A 14196-nucleotide genomic window follows, 5' to 3' on the forward strand; every position below is an offset into this window, starting at 1 on the left:
GGAAGCGTTGCTCTGGATCTTGCAGCTAGGGGGCATTTTATCCATCTGGATCACTGCTGTAGGTTCGCTGTTGGCATTGGTCTTCTTCGTAGGCTGGTTTCTCTGGCGTATGCTGGGGATCAAGCGCTTGTAAAGGCACATGAACAAATGGGTGCTCTCTATCTCGGAGAGCACCCATCTTATCTACTCGTCCGAGTGTACCTGTAAGCCGAGTTCTGTTCCCCAGCCCAATGGCTGGGGTGATGGTCATCTCTCTAGAACGTTGGTTACCCAACGCCTCCAGCGACCAACCCGAGGGCAAGGCGGGCCACCTTATCGCCCTCCTATTTGGTCTTGCTCCGGGTGGGGTTTACCAAGCCGATCCAGTCGCCTGGACCGCTGGTAGTCTCTTACACTACCATTTCACCCTTACCACTACCAGCTGACTCAAGGAGTCATCATCGTAGTGGCGGTTTGCTTTCTGTGGCACTTTCCGTAGGGTCGCCCCTTCTGGGTGTTACCCAGCACCCTGCCCTGTGGAGCTCGGACTTTCCTCAGGCTACGATATGCCCGCGACCATCCGGCACACTCGAACTAATATAATATTAGCCCAAAGGCTATCTTCTTGTCAAATTGCTGGATTGCTTAGCCAGAGAATCAGCCCGGGCATTTCGCTGGCGAGGTACGTGTGTGATGGTAACCACTTCAAAATGCTTCAAGAGCCCCTTAGCCTGTTTGTAAAACGAAAGAAGCACCGGATCACGCACCTTGTAAACGCCCTGCATCTGATTCACTACCAGCTGCGAATCCAGAAACAAATGAATCTCCCGCGCCTTCATCTTAAGGGCAGACTCAAGGGCCGCAATAAGGGCTCGATATTCAGCCTGATTATTAGTTGCCCGACCGATAGGGCGAGCTAAGCGCTTGAGCACATGCCCACGCTCATCTTGTATGACGACACCGATGCCCGCCGGACCGGGGTTGCTGCTGGCTGATCCATCGGCATAAATGAGAAGATTCTTCACCGTCCGGCCCACAGAATGCGACCGCACATGCTACAGAAGACGAGCTCCCTGCTGGTACGGGCCAACTGTACTTCGTTCATGGGAAGATGGATGCGACAACCTTGACAGGTGTTCTGTTCCACCTTGGCTACGGCCTTGCCTCGCTTGAGAACTTTCAGGCGTTCGTAGATTTCCAGACTGTGTCTGCTCACACCTGCAGCAAGGGAATCTCTCTCCGCCCGTAGCCCGGTCAACGCAGCGACCAGGGAGGACTGTTGTTCAGTCAACTGTTTCTGCTCCGATTCCCATTCTTGTTTAACATGAGCCAAACGCTCTTGTTTCTCCCTCAGCCGTTCTCGCGTCTCGTCAATGGACAACATAATCTCTAAGAGGCGGTCTTCGGCCTTTTGTAGGGACCCTTTCAGATGCTCCACCTCTTTTTGTAATCCGGCGAGCTCTTTAGGATTCTTGATTCTATCGCCGTAGAGATTCCTTTCCAGACCATTGATCTTGTCTTTCAGGTCTTCGACATCCCACTCACGTTCACGCAGCGTTATCTCCTCGGCATGAAATCGCTTTTGCTGCCCCTCCACAGCCTGGCGGGCTTCTCGCAGTGTGGCTGATTCGCCCAGTCGACTCTCCACGTCACGAAGCCGAGCTGACTTTTCCTCAATCTCCAGATCGACGGTCTGTAAGCGAAATAGTACCTGGGCTTCATTCGTCACTGGTGGTAAGGCTCCTATCCCTCATGGCACTTGAAATAGTATTGCCACCCCAATATTATCACGGAGAGGAGACAGGGTGCAAGAATCACCCGCCCAAGCTAAGAGAGTAACGAATATCGGGGAATGGTTAGCAGGAGCAGGGCATCTTGGCCGGAAGCGGCGAAGATGTTATACTAACTCCAGAAGGTTACTGACTCCTAAAATATCATTGCCGCCATATCATTGATTCTCATTGTCTGGTAACTCCAGCAGTAAATATATTCTAGGCTGATCAAAGAGGAAGGGATAAGGAATGAAGGTACTTCTAGTTCAAGATGTAGATAAGCTTGGCAAAGCGGGTGAAATAAAGGAAGTGCGTGACGGCTATGGCCGTAACTTTCTCCTGCCACGTCGCCTGGCTGTATTAGCCACAGAAGCGGAGCGGAAAAAAGTGGCCAGTCAACTGGATATAGAGGCCAAGCGTCAGGTTAAAGCAGCGAGACGATCTGAAGAATTAGCAGAAAGATTGTCCGAGATAACACTAGTTTTCAAGGTGAAGGTGGGCGAGCAACACCGCCTCTATGGCTCCGTCACCAGCGCTGATATCGCCGAGGCACTTGGCCGACAGATAGGGCAACCGATTAACAAGCGCAAAATAGTGCTAGAAGAGCCTATTCGACATCTAGGTGAATACGAGGTACCAGTACGCTTATCCAAGCAGTCGACTCCCAGGGTGCGCTTAAGCGTCGAGTCTGAAGACAAAGGATAGAATCGATAAGCACAGGAGGCAATCAATGAGCATAGTTGAGAAAAGCGTACCCCATAACATCGAGGCGGAGGAGGCGGTACTTGGATCGCTATTGATCGATAGCGATGCCATCGCCAAGGTTGCTCCGTTTCTTCGTCCAGAAGATTTCTATCGCGAAAGAAATGCTGTCATCTATGCTCTCCAGCTGGAGCTTTACGATCGACACGAGCCGGCCGACTTCGTCACCCTGTGCGATGAGTTGGAACGGCGAGGCAAATTAGAAGAGGTAGGCGGTGCATCCTACCTCACTTCGTTGATTAATGCCGTGCCGACAGCTGTGCACTGCGAACATTATGGGCGCATCGTTGAACGCTGTGCCATCATGCGGCGTCTAATCAGCGCTGCGGGCCAAATTGCGGGCATCGGTTATGAGGAGCCCAGCGATGCTGATTCAGCCCTCGACCGTGCCGAACAGATTCTCTTTGGCATCTCCCAGCGACGTTTGTCGCAAGAATTTGTTCCTCTCCACGTTGCTCTGAAAGAGTATTTCGACCAGATCGATTTCCTTCACCAACACAAGGGTGAGATCGTTGGGGTGCCCACTGGGTTTCATGATCTTGATCTACTGCTAGGCGGCTTACATGGCTCGGATCTCATCATCTTGGCCGGGCGGCCGTCCGTAGGGAAGACAGGGCTAGCCCTATCCATTGCCCGCAACGCAGCCGTCAAATACCATATCCCAGTGGCCGTCTTCAGCCTGGAGATGTCTATGGAGCAGCTGGTGCAGCGTCTCCTGTGCAGTGAGGCAAATGTGGACTCCCAACGGCTTCGTACTGGCTATATCGATGAGTTCGAATGGCATCGTATCAGTCAGGCCTTCGGTGTACTTTCGGAGGCACCTATTTTCATCGATGACACGGCCAGCATCAGCAGCCTGGAATTACGCACAAAGGCCAGGCGTTTGCGCGCTGAACACAATGTGCAACTGATCATCGTCGATTACCTTCAACTCATGCAGGGTCGCGGTTTAGAGAATCGTGTTCAGGAGGTGTCTGAAATATCTCGCAGTCTTAAGGGATTGGCCCGCGAACTTGATATGCCGATCATAGCCCTCTCCCAACTGTCCCGCGCTATTGAGTCTCGTCAGGATCACCGACCCCTTCTTAGCGATCTACGTGAGAGCGGGGCTATTGAGCAAGATGCTGATCTGGTCATCTTTGTTCACCGTGAGGAGATCTACAACCCCAATACGGACAAGAAGAACATCGCCGAGATCATCGTGTCCAAGCATCGTAATGGGCCGATCGGACAGGTACATCTTCGTTTCTTCCCATCACAGACCAGATTCGCCGATTTAGAGGTCTATCGTCATCCCGAAACCGAGGACTAAGAAGGTGACCATATAGTCGTCGTACTTATCGGAGAAACGCGGTGAAAGGGTTTGCTGGCTTTCCGGCTGGGGCGATGAAATTCACACCCCTGCCGAACCTTTTTTTCACGGCCTTATTGCCCCAAATCAATAATCTCAGCGAATTGAAAGTAACTCTCCATATATTCTGGGCACTTTATCAAAAGAAGGGTTTTCCGCGCTGTGTCACCCTGAGTGAACTGGTCAGAGATAACACTCTCCTCAGTGGGCTCCGCCTTGACGGCCGTCCCCCGGAAGAGGTCCTGCGAGATGGCTTGGAACTGGCCGTATTACGCGGCACCCTGTTGCATCTAGCGTCTGAGATAGGTGGTGTAGCGGAAGACCTGTATTTTCTGAATACGGCGCACGGTCGAGAGGTGATAAAGAAGCTCAGGAGTGGGGAGATCGACCTCGGCCAAATCGTTCTTGAGGAGGGGATCGGTTCTCCTTCCATAAGGGAGGAAAGACCCAATATATTCGTCCTCTATGAGCAAAACATCGGTTTACTCACACCATTGATTGCTGAAGAGCTCATGGAGGCAGAGAAGCAATATGCCCAATCTTGGATTGAGGATGCCTTCAAACAAGCTGTTGAATATAATAAGCGCAACTGGAGATACGTCCGTCGTATTTTAGAACGCTGGGCGCAAGAGGGGAGGGATGATGAAACAGGTGGGCGACGCTCTAAAAGGAATATCACTACCGAAGGGTACGGGCGCCACAAGTACAGGCAGAAAGGATAAGGCCGTAAGTACAGGCGAATGTCCCATCTGTGGGGGTGCTGGCTACCTGCGCGCCGATGTGCCACTTGGCGATCCCTTCTTTGGTCGCCTGGTGATGTGCGACTGCAAGATGAGTGAGTTGGAAGAGCAGCATCTACAAGAACTCCAGGCTCTTTCCAAACTGGAGCCATTCAAACATAAGACTTTCACCAACTTCGATTCGACCATTAAAGGGGTGGAGACAGCCTGTCGTGAGGCCAGGAGATACGCTCGTGAGCCACGAGGTTGGCTTCTATTAATGGGTGGTTATGGCTGCGGCAAGACTCATTTGGCTGCGGCGATAGCCAACGAGGCCATTAACCATCGCTTTGGAGTCCTTTTCACCGTCGTCCCTGACCTGCTGGACCATCTTCGCTCCACCTTCTCCCCCAATAGTGATAAACAGTATGATGAGCTATTTGAAGGGATACGCACTACCCCGTTGCTTATCCTGGATGATCTGGGGACAGAGAGTGGGACTCCCTGGGCTAGAGAGAAACTCTACCAAATCTTTAACCACCGCTATAACCACGAGCTGCCGACAGTTATCACTACCAACCGGGATCTGCGGGATATCGATGAGCGGATCACCTCTCGGATGTCTGATAGGGCTTTCTGTAAGATCATCTATATAGAGGCGAACGATTACCGGCTGAAGGAAAAGGGCAGCCGGCGGTATCGTTAGGGATTTCAGTTGTTAGGAAGATTCTTGCAGAGAGACATCTCCAACCATAATACGCATCAACTGCTCGTTTACTCTTAACAGCAGAGTACCATCAATAGCTACATCCTCAACATAACCGAACAGCGTCCCTTCCCCTTGCCTGACCGTAACCCATTTATGGAGCATCATCAGACGGGAGCACCATTCATCATATAGATCCTTCCAGCGTCCCTCCCTGAGAGCCAGATAGCGTCCTTCTATTTGAAAGAGCAGATCCTGGAGTAAAGCAACTCTTGACACCGGCCGTCCCAGGGCTTGAGCCAGGCTGATGGCCGTCGTGGCAATCTCCGGGTAGGCTCTCACCTCAAAGTTTACGTTGAGGCCAAGTCCGACGATGACTGCAGCTACCTTATCGTCCTCTAATTCGACCTCAGAGAGGATACCGCCCACCTTCTTTCCCTGGATCAGAAGGTCATTTGGCCACTTGAGGGAACAGGCAAGGCCGCTGACCATCTCTATGGCTGCGGCGGCACCAGACGAACAGAGCGCCGTGACCAGGAACAGCTCGGAGGGTAGAAGGGAGGGACATAGGAGAAGAGAAACCAACAAGCAGGTGCCAGCGGGAGCCAACCAGGGGCGTCCCAACCTTCCCCGCCCGCTTGTCTGCTCCTCGGCGATGACGACGAGTCCTTCCGGGGTTCCCTTTCTGGCGGCTTGTTTGGCAATATCATTGGTAGAGCCCACCGTTTGGGCGTAGATGATCTCCCGACCCAGCAGACTGGTGCGCAACCCGGCCCGTATGGCCTCGGCAGTCATCTTTTCCATGCCTATCCTCTTTATTAACTCCTACCAGCATTCGGTGAGCCACCAGGAGCCTGCAAACGTTTTAGAATTCAGGTAAAACATTATGCCCCACCCTACTGGTGGGGCTTCCGAAGTGGGTAACACCAGATAGTGTACACAGTAGCTGGTACCCCTGGGGCGACTCGAACGCCCGACACGCGGTTTAGGAAACCACCAAAGTGGCATTTGACCTATTCGGGCTCACAAGTACCACTTCCGCGGCTTTTGAGCTGCCCTTTGGCAGTCAAGCAACTTGACATTAACAGAAGTCGGCTTCTAATTCAAGAGAAATTCACTGCTGGATACATGTTGTCGGCAAGGGGATGGAAGCGGTAGAATAATGCCTAGTGAGATGCAGGATCGAGGCCGATCTCACCGGAGAGAAGAGCTTTCGATTGAGGCAAGGAGCACGTCGGGATCTAACGTGACAAAGAAGAGCAAGCGAAGAAAGGAAAGGCGTAAGAAGTCAGCAACGGGGCATCCTCGCGTGCCCCCTGTGCGCTCCCGCGAAGAGATAGACAGGCTGCGGGATCTGTGGAGTCAGGGCAAAGAGGCCCAGGCCCTCGAAGGGGGCAAGAGATTGCTCAAAACCAGCCCCAAAGATCCTCAAATCCACGTCGCCCTGGGCGAGTTCTACGCTAAATTCGGCCAACAAACCAAAGCCTTCAAGCATCTGGAGACAGCTGCACAGCTCCTACCCTTGAGCCCTGAAGTAGCTCTCCTGCAGGCTACCATTTACGAGGAGATGGGATTACACGCCCACGCCTTGCGCGCGGCACGATGCTATCTGTCTTTGAGACCCAGCGGTGAAGAGGCAGAGCAGGTAAGGCAAGTACTTTGGTTTATCGAGCCCTTAATAGCTAAGTGGGCAACAAGGTTCGATGTCTCTGTCAAGCGAATGAAACAAGGCAGCCTCCTCATGGAGGAGGGCCGGCTAGCTATCGCCAGCAACGATTTTGCCTACGGGCTTCGCTCTTCCCAAGCAGCCAGCCGCTTATTGCCAAAATGGGCCGTGCCTCGAAACAACGTTGCCCTGGCCCAGTTCTACTTGGGCAAGACCAAAGAGGCGATCACTACAGAAGAGGAAGTCCTCACCGACCTGGATCCGGACAATATCCACGCTCTTGCGAACCTCATACACTTTCACGTGGTGCTAGGCCAGATGGAGCAGGCGCAGGCGTACGGCGATAGGCTGAAAATTCTCACGCCAGCTTTCTTCGATGACCATTTGAAGATGGCAGAGGCTTTTGCTTCGCTCAAACGAGACCAGGCCGTATACAATGTTTTGAGTGAGGCCAAGCCTACGGATGCCGGAGCAGAAATCGAAAGGGAGTGGCTCCTGGGGGTTGCGGCGGCGAACCTCAGAAAGATAGGGCAAGCACAGTCTCATTTGGCACGGGCAGACGTGGGAAGCGATGTGTTTCGCAGCAAAGTGGCAGGCCTCATCCGTCACGGCCTCCCTGGTCCCGGTAGGCGCTACCCCTATTACAGCGCCACCCGGTACCTACCGCAGCACATTTCCCAACGCGGAATAAGCCAATTAGGTGACCATGAGAAGGGAAGCGAACAAAGCCTGCGCGATCTCGCGAAGAGACACCCGGCGCTTATCGACATCGCGGCGGAGTGCCTTTGGCTTCTGGACGACGAAGCGGCGAAGAGCGCTATAAACGATCTCAGGGATATCGGCGACGCGAAGGCCATAGATATTCTGCGATGCTTCGCTACCGGGCGGGTCGGCAGCGATGAGGCGCGGATGTATGCCGCGCTGGCCCTGTTTACCCTTGAGGCCGACCCATCCGGGGAACCCATAACGATAATTAAGGATGGCCGGCCCACCCCTATGCGCCTCCATCGGTTTACTATAATTACGTCGAAAGCGCCGTCTTACACTCCAGAAATCGAGCGGATCCTTGAGCAGGCGATCATTGCCCAGCGGGAAGGCCACAAAGACAGGGCCGAGCATCTTTACAAGGAGATTCTGGCCAACAACCCGAACGTCAAGGAGGCCTTGGGCAATCTTGGTGTCTTGTACCTTTCTCAAGGGGATAGGCAGCGGGGCGAGGAATACCTTAGGAAGGCCCTTAAGATCGATCCGCTGTACGTCACTGCCCGCACCAACTTGGCCTCCATCCGTTTATCGGAGGACAGGATGAAGGAAGCGAAAGATTTGCTCCAACCGTTGTCCGAAGTAACCGAATTCCATGTAGAGGAGATGATCCGCTACCTCGGTGTAATGGCCCGCCTGGCCTTAGCCGAGGAGCATGTTGATGAGGCTAAGGGATATCTTAAGATTATGCTAGAGCTTGACCCCGACAATGAATGGGCGCGAAATGCCTTCACAAAGGCAGGGTTAGCCGACAGGTTTCTTCAAGCCAGGAGGCGATATAAGGAAAGGAAACAAAAGCAGCAGATCTCTCCCAATGAGCCTCTCCTCTCCCTGTTGTCGAGGTACTCAAAGGATGCCCTCACCGGCATAGCTCGCGAGATATTCCTTAGGGCGATCAGCGGCCTAAAGAAGGATACTCTGATCTCCACCATCCGTGACCTTCTTCGCGATGCTGACGCCTTGGAAAAGGTTCTTCAAACCCTCAACGACGAAGATCAGGCCGCACTAGGCTTCGTGCTCCAGGCTGGAGGTGTAGTGCCTCTGGCAGAGTTTGCCAAGAGGTACGGAGACGACGCTGACGAATCGCCCTACTGGAACTGGCATGTTCCCAAAACCAGCCTCGGACGCCTCAAGGTTCGTGGCCTCCTGTTCGAGGGAACGTACAAGGGGCACGTGGTGCTAGTGATGCCGGATGAACTAAGGCTCGTTTGTCAGACGCTTATGAACTCCGCTTGATTGTTTTTCAAGGACAGCATAGCCTTCCTCGAAGAGTCAGGTGGTGAACCCCAACAGGACCATCACATAATGTTTGATGCTCTGGCTGAATTTAACCTCGGTTTGCTGTACGTTTGGCCTATGTTCGACCTCTTGGAGCAGCGGTTTCGGTCTCCCAAAAAGACCGCCGCTCCCCGATATCGCACAATATGTAGCATCTTGAAGCGGCCTGACCACTAAATATAGCATGGTACCCCTGGGGCGACTCGAACGCCCGACACGCGGTTTAGGAAACCGCTGCTCTATCCGCCTGAGCTACAGGGGCATATAGAATTCTCCTGGTTGCAGAATCAGTACAGGTGAACATATCCTTTTAACCTGTTGTGTTATAATTATATTTTAGGATGGGAGGTTCGTCAATCAGAATCGCCATCCCAAGTGTAGCTCACTATTTCTGCTAATCGTCACCTCGCTGGAAGAACTTAAGAGGCTGAAAGGGATAGCTCATGAAGGGTTTCTTAAGATGGTTGGCCTTGCTCCTTGCACCACTGTTTGCCGCCAGGCTCATTGACCTCATCTTGAGGACGCCTTGGGGGAAGAATCTGGCAGAGCAGACCGACAGTCGCTTTCTCACTACAGGAAAGGGTAGAGGGCTGATCGGGAAGTACACCAAGAAATTCATTAAGGTTTTAGCCCGCACGGTGGAGCGACGACGTCAGCGGGCCACAAAAGTGGGGATGGAACCCCTGGCCCAGGGCACTGGCTGGGTTGGCCTGTTAGCCGATGTGGCCGAGCTCATGTTGGCTACTGGTACTATGATCAAGGTGGTGACCGACTTCCTAAAAGAGAAGCGGCGCACTACTTAATTGGTTTCATAGCCCGTAAAGCAAGAACACGTAGTAGCGGAGGTCATCCGGGCTGAAATCACTCAGGAAATTCCGTCTCGATGAGCTCATAGCTTATGTTACCTCGAGAGATCGCTTCTTTAAGAAGACGTTCCTCTTTCGTTAGCCTTGGCCTTTTTGATGTTTTGACTTCTACAAAAACTACCTTAAGAGGGTGTTCAAGGCTGCCATCTCTTAACGCACTATACCCATCAAAAACGACCAGGTCTATAGGGGAACCAATGAAACGAGCATCAGATGGGTTATACTTGAAGATGGGCAGCAGCGGTGCAAACTGTTCGCCAACTTTGCCCCTTATAACAGCGCGGCTGTCTTCAACCGCTTGTTGCCGTATCCGGTCCATCCATTCTGCTTGCATAGCCTGGAATCTGGCCTCGTATTCTTTTTGTAGCGAGGACTTGAGCAAGGAGCTTGTGGCTAGAAATCCTATGACCAAGCCTACAAGAAGGGCAATAATAACCCAAATTATATCCATTATGCGTCCTCCCCCTTGTCCAAAGTTGCTCTCTTGGCTGGGCTCGAAGAATGATAATGCTCCCCCATGGAAGCTCGGGTTAGTGTGCTACAAAAACGAAGGGGCACGGCCTTGATACCGTGCCCTGAGGTCATTTGGTAGCGCATACCGGATTCGAACCGGTGATCTCCTCCTTGAGAGGGAGGTGTCCTAAGCCGCTAGACGAATGCGCCATGCCCTTCGCGCTGGCTGCACTATACCGCCTCTCCACTCTATTTCCCCAGTTGATGGCCGGTGGTTATGTAGGGGACCCACACCCAGCGATCGACGACAGGTCAGCATAGCCCCTAAGCGGGGGGAGACTATCATCCGTGATGCCCTGGTACTTGAGAGGCTCCAACTCTTACGACAAAATGGAGCGCTCTTGGTGGAGGGGGCAGGATTCGAACCTGCGTAGCCATCTCAGGCGACAGATTTACAGTCTGTTGGTATTAGCCACTCACCCACCCCTCCAATCAAGCCCAGGCTGAAGACACACCGCCCTTTGAGCCAAAAAGGGAGGCAACCGATCGAGGTCCCAGCCCAGGCTTGGAGCGGGAGAAGGGACTCGAACCCTCGACAACCTACTTGGAAGGCAGGCACTCTAACCATCTGAGTTACTCCCGCTTTTGGTGCCGAAGGAGAGATTTGAACTCTCACGGGCGTTTGCCCACTACGCCCTGAACGTAGCGCGTCTGCCTTTCCGCCACTTCGGCCCAACGGTGGGCGAGATAGGGCTCGAACCTACGACCTCACGGATGTGAACCGTGCGCTCCAACCAACTGAGCTACTCGCCCAAATATTCCTGTATTGAGGGCCTAGGAGAGAGACAATGAACCAGCACCGCTACGACCCAGCTAAAACAGGAGAATTCCTCTCTGGCCCTCCTTAATTCAAGTAGTAGGGACACGTTGCGCCGTGACCTTGCTGGTGGCAGCGGGTGGATTTGAACCGCCGACCAAGGGCTTATGAGTCCCCTGCTCTACCACTGAGCTACGCTGCCATATCTCTACAGCGAGATTATAACAAATGCCCCTTACCATGTCAAGGTTTCCAAAGCAGGCGACCGAGCAAGTCTCTTAGCAAGGGCTTCCATCCTCGTCTCGGCTCACTCGCCAAACAGCCAGCCATACGTTATAATAAATGAAACAAACGCTAAGGAGGCAGGTGTGGAAGAGGTTCCCATCGAGAAGCTGAGGAGGGTTTGCGATCCCCAATGCTTGGGGTTCCAAACAACCGCGGAGCTGGAATCTGCCCAGGACATCATCGGTCAAGAGAGGGCTGTGCGTTCTCTCCAGTTCGGACTAGGGATTCAGGAACAAGGCTTCAACATCTACGTCTCTGGTATCCCTGGCACAGGGAGAACTACGGCGGTCAGGTCCTTCCTGGAGAGATTGGCCAGGGATAAGGCGGTACCCCCTGATTGGTGTTACGTTAATAATTTCCGCGAGCCCTATCGCCCTAAGGCCCTCAGGCTCCCCTCGGGTTGGGGGAAACAACTGCAAAGAGATGTGCGCCGCTTGATAGAGGGGGCACGTATCACGATACCCAAAGCCTTCGAGGGAGAAGAATACGCCGCCAAGCGGGAGGAAATCGTGACCGCTTTCCAGCGACAGCGGGGGGAGCTTTTCACCAGGCTGGATGATGAGGCTCGTCAGGAGGGATTCGTTATCCAGAGCACCCCCATGGGGCTCCTTATCATTCCTGTCGTAAACGGTAAGCCCCTTAGCGACCAGGAATTCATGTCGTTAAGTGCAGAAGCCAAGGAAACGATAGCCAAAAAGCGAGAACGACTGGAAACGGAACTAAAGGCGGCGGTGAGGCAGGTGCGAGGTTGGGAGAAAGATTCTCAGGAGCAACTAAGGAAGCTAGACCAACAGGTCGTCCTTAATGCAGTAGGCCATCTGATCGCCGACCTGATTGAAAAGTATAAAGAGTTCCCAGAGGTTGTAACCTATCTACACGAGGTGCAGGAAGACATCGTCGAAAACTTCGCCCAGTTCAGACCAGAAGCAGAGCCCCAACCCTCCTCTCCCCTCCCCACCCCCTGGTTGAGAGAGCTGGCCTTCCGAAAATACGAGGTGAATGTCGTGGTGGATAACGCTGAGGCTCAGGGAGCACCTGTAGTTATCGCCTTGAATCCGACCTACACCAACCTCTTCGGACGGATAGAAAAGGAGGCTCAATTGGGGGCCCTGGTGACCGACTTCACTTTAATTAAGGGTGGTTCCCTGCACAAAGCCAATGGCGGCTATCTCGTCCTTCCTGTGGAGGATGTGTTGCGCAACATCTTCTCTTGGGATGCCTTAAAAAGAGCCCTCAGAAATAACGAGATCGTCGTCGAGGAGGTGGGGGAGCGCCTGGGCTTCGTCGTCACGAAGAGCCTGATACCAGAACCTATCCCCCTGGAGGCCAAGGTGATCCTCATCGGTAGTCCGTTGCTCTATCATCTCCTCTATACCTGGGACGAAGATTTCAATGAACTCTTCAAAGTCAGGGCTGATTTCGATAGCCGGATGGATTGGACAGAAAAGAATGTTAGAGATTATGCCACTTTCATCTGCACCTTGTGCCATAAAGAGAACCTGAAGCAAATGGAGAACTCGGCTGTGGCTAAGGTTGTGGAGTACGCCGCCCGCCTCGCCGAGGATCAGAAAAAACTCTCCACTAAGTTCGCCGAGACGGCCGACATCATACGCGAGGCCACTTTCTGGGCCACCCAAGATGGCTCCCCTTATGTGACCAGCGCTCACGTACAGCGGGCCATCGAGGAGAAGGTTTACCGTGCTAGCCTCATTCAAGAGCGAATTCAGGAGATGATCGAACGCGGTACGATCATGATCGACATCGCCGGGGAAGCGGTAGGACAGGTAAACGGATTGTCAGTTATCGATATGGGAGATTTCTCCTTTGGACGGCCGGTCAGGATCAGTACCAGTATTGGCTTGGGAAGGGAAGGAATCATCGATATTGAGCGAGAGGCAAAGCTCGGTGGACGTATCCATACTAAAGGTATGCTGATCCTGAGCGGCTACTTAGCCAATAAATATGCCCAGAACAAACCCTTAACCCTCGCCGCACGCGTTGTTTTCGAGCAGAGCTACGAAGAGGTGGAGGGAGATAGCGCCTCCAGCGCCGAGCTGTATGCTCTACTATCCCACCTGTCTGGGCTGCCCATTAAACAGGGATTAGCTATCACCGGTTCCGTCAACCAAAAAGGGGAGATTCAAGCTATCGGTGGTGTCAACCAGAAGATCGAAGGCTTCTTCGATGTCTGCCGAGCCAAAGGACTGTCCGGCGAACAAGGAGCCCTTATCCCCCAGAGCAATGTAAAGAACTTGATGCTCCGGGAGGATGTGGTGGAAGCGGCCAAAAAAGGCCAATTCCACATCTATCCTGTGCAGACCATCGACCAGGGGGTCTCCATCCTGACTGGAGTTGAGGCGGGACAGATGCAGGAGGATGGGAAATTCCCGGAGGGCACTGTCAATGCCCGGGTGGACCACCGCCTGCGCGAGATGGCCGAGGGCTTACGAGGCTACCTCAGGGAAGAAAAACCTGAGGCCAAGACGGCCCAGGAAGGATAGAATAATGACGAATTTAAAATTACAACGTCCTATCGAGTGGAAACGGACAACGACCCAATACGTGGCCATCCTTCAGACAGCTGAGCGTTTTGAGCCCGGTTCTATTCGGGAGATCGCCCGAGACGGGCCGGAAACGATCCTTGGTGGAATACTCCGTGGTACCAACAAGATGGACTGGTATGCCTTAGCCTACAGCCGTAGCGAGTTGGATTTCACTGAGGCCAAAGAGCTGGCCAAGCGCGCTTTAGAGAGACGTCGTGAGCAGACACCGTAGGAATA

At 53.2% G+C, this 14196-nt stretch carries 12 protein-coding genes, 8 tRNA genes and 1 other RNA gene; 8 read left to right on the forward strand and 13 right to left on the reverse strand.

The window, feature by feature from the left end; genetic code table 11:
* Positions 1–188: 188 nt before the first annotated feature.
* The 3 genes from rnpB to M1136_08445 form a co-directional block, all read right to left on the reverse strand.
* Positions 189–571, reverse strand: an RNA gene (gene rnpB / locus M1136_08435) — RNase P RNA component class A.
* Between the two features lie 25 nt (positions 572–596).
* Positions 597–1004: a ribonuclease HI family protein gene (locus M1136_08440; protein ID MCL5075660.1), complete on the reverse strand. Its 408-nt coding sequence runs from the start codon at positions 1002–1004 to the stop codon at positions 597–599.
* Positions 1001–1708 (reverse strand): C4-type zinc ribbon domain-containing protein, encoded by a 708-nt coding sequence (locus M1136_08445; GenBank protein MCL5075661.1) that lies wholly within the window; start codon positions 1706–1708, stop codon positions 1001–1003. Before M1136_08445 ends, M1136_08440 begins: the two co-directional genes overlap by 4 nt.
* Positions 1709–2000: 292 nt before the next feature.
* Between M1136_08445 and rplI the strand changes: the two genes are divergently transcribed.
* From rplI to M1136_08465, 4 genes are read left to right on the forward strand one after another with little or no spacing between them, the layout of a single operon-like run.
* The gene (gene rplI / locus M1136_08450; GenBank protein MCL5075662.1) at positions 2001–2456 is read left to right on the forward strand and encodes a 50S ribosomal protein L9; all 456 of its coding nucleotides are present in this window, start codon (positions 2001–2003) and stop codon (positions 2454–2456) included.
* A 25-nt stretch (positions 2457–2481) separates the two neighbouring features.
* A complete protein-coding gene (gene dnaB / locus M1136_08455; GenBank protein ID MCL5075663.1) occupies positions 2482–3825 on the forward strand; it encodes a replicative DNA helicase in 1344 nt (447 codons plus the stop codon).
* Between the two features lie 41 nt (positions 3826–3866).
* Positions 3867–4586 carry a DnaD domain protein gene (locus tag M1136_08460; protein MCL5075664.1) on the forward strand — a complete coding sequence of 240 codons (720 nt, stop codon included), beginning with the start codon at positions 3867–3869 and terminating at the stop codon, positions 4584–4586.
* Complete coding sequence (locus M1136_08465) at positions 4507–5289, forward strand: ATP-binding protein (GenBank protein ID MCL5075665.1); 783 nt, start codon at positions 4507–4509, stop codon at positions 5287–5289. The genes M1136_08460 and M1136_08465 overlap by 80 nt, the downstream gene beginning before the upstream one ends.
* A gap of 12 nt (positions 5290–5301) precedes the next feature.
* Here the strand turns inward: M1136_08465 and M1136_08470 are convergent, their stop codons facing one another.
* Together M1136_08470 and M1136_08475 are read right to left on the reverse strand one after the other, a co-directional pair.
* Positions 5302–6093, reverse strand: a complete 792-nt coding sequence (locus M1136_08470; protein MCL5075666.1) for a biotin--[acetyl-CoA-carboxylase] ligase — start codon at positions 6091–6093, stop codon at positions 5302–5304.
* 143 nt (positions 6094–6236) lie between these two features.
* A tRNA-Ser gene (locus tag M1136_08475) sits at positions 6237–6312 on the reverse strand.
* A 223-nt stretch (positions 6313–6535) separates the two neighbouring features.
* Here M1136_08475 and M1136_08480 point away from each other — a divergent pair.
* Positions 6536–8953: a tetratricopeptide repeat protein gene (locus tag M1136_08480; protein ID MCL5075667.1), complete on the forward strand. Its 2418-nt coding sequence runs from the start codon at positions 6536–6538 to the stop codon at positions 8951–8953.
* A gap of 227 nt (positions 8954–9180) precedes the next feature.
* Here the strand turns inward: M1136_08480 and M1136_08485 are convergent.
* Positions 9181–9257, reverse strand: a tRNA-Arg gene (locus M1136_08485).
* Positions 9258–9438: 181 nt separating this feature from the next.
* On the opposite strand from M1136_08485, the gene M1136_08490 reads away from it, so the two are divergent.
* Positions 9439–9798, forward strand: coding sequence for a hypothetical protein (locus tag M1136_08490; protein MCL5075668.1), 360 nt, complete (start codon positions 9439–9441; stop codon positions 9796–9798).
* Between the two features lie 58 nt (positions 9799–9856).
* Here M1136_08490 and M1136_08495 read toward each other — a convergent pair whose 3' ends face one another.
* The 7 genes from M1136_08495 to M1136_08525 form a co-directional block, all read right to left on the reverse strand.
* The gene (locus M1136_08495; protein ID MCL5075669.1) at positions 9857–10312 is read right to left on the reverse strand and encodes an endonuclease; all 456 of its coding nucleotides are present in this window, start codon (positions 10310–10312) and stop codon (positions 9857–9859) included.
* Positions 10313–10447: 135 nt separating this feature from the next.
* Positions 10448–10524 (reverse strand) — tRNA-Glu (locus tag M1136_08500).
* A 192-nt stretch (positions 10525–10716) separates the two neighbouring features.
* A tRNA-Tyr gene (locus tag M1136_08505) sits at positions 10717–10804 on the reverse strand.
* Positions 10805–10880: 76 nt separating this feature from the next.
* Positions 10881–10957: transfer RNA gene (locus M1136_08510), tRNA-Gly, on the reverse strand.
* A 3-nt stretch (positions 10958–10960) separates the two neighbouring features.
* Positions 10961–11046 (reverse strand) — tRNA-Leu (locus M1136_08515).
* Between the two features lie 7 nt (positions 11047–11053).
* Positions 11054–11127, reverse strand: a tRNA-Val gene (locus M1136_08520).
* Between the two features lie 131 nt (positions 11128–11258).
* A tRNA-Met gene (locus M1136_08525) sits at positions 11259–11333 on the reverse strand.
* A 166-nt stretch (positions 11334–11499) separates the two neighbouring features.
* On the opposite strand from M1136_08525, the gene M1136_08530 reads away from it, so the two are divergent.
* Complete coding sequence (locus tag M1136_08530; GenBank protein ID MCL5075670.1) at positions 11500–13917, forward strand: AAA family ATPase; 2418 nt, start codon at positions 11500–11502, stop codon at positions 13915–13917.
* A 4-nt stretch (positions 13918–13921) separates the two neighbouring features.
* On the forward strand, positions 13922–14191 hold the full coding sequence (locus M1136_08535) for a hypothetical protein (GenBank protein MCL5075671.1): 270 nt from the start codon (positions 13922–13924) through the stop codon (positions 14189–14191).
* Positions 14192–14196: the final 5 nt, after the last annotated feature.

It is taken from the genome of Chloroflexota bacterium, assembly GCA_023475225.1.
GTDB lineage: Bacteria > Chloroflexota > UBA6077 > FW602-bin22 > JAMCVK01 > JAMCVK01.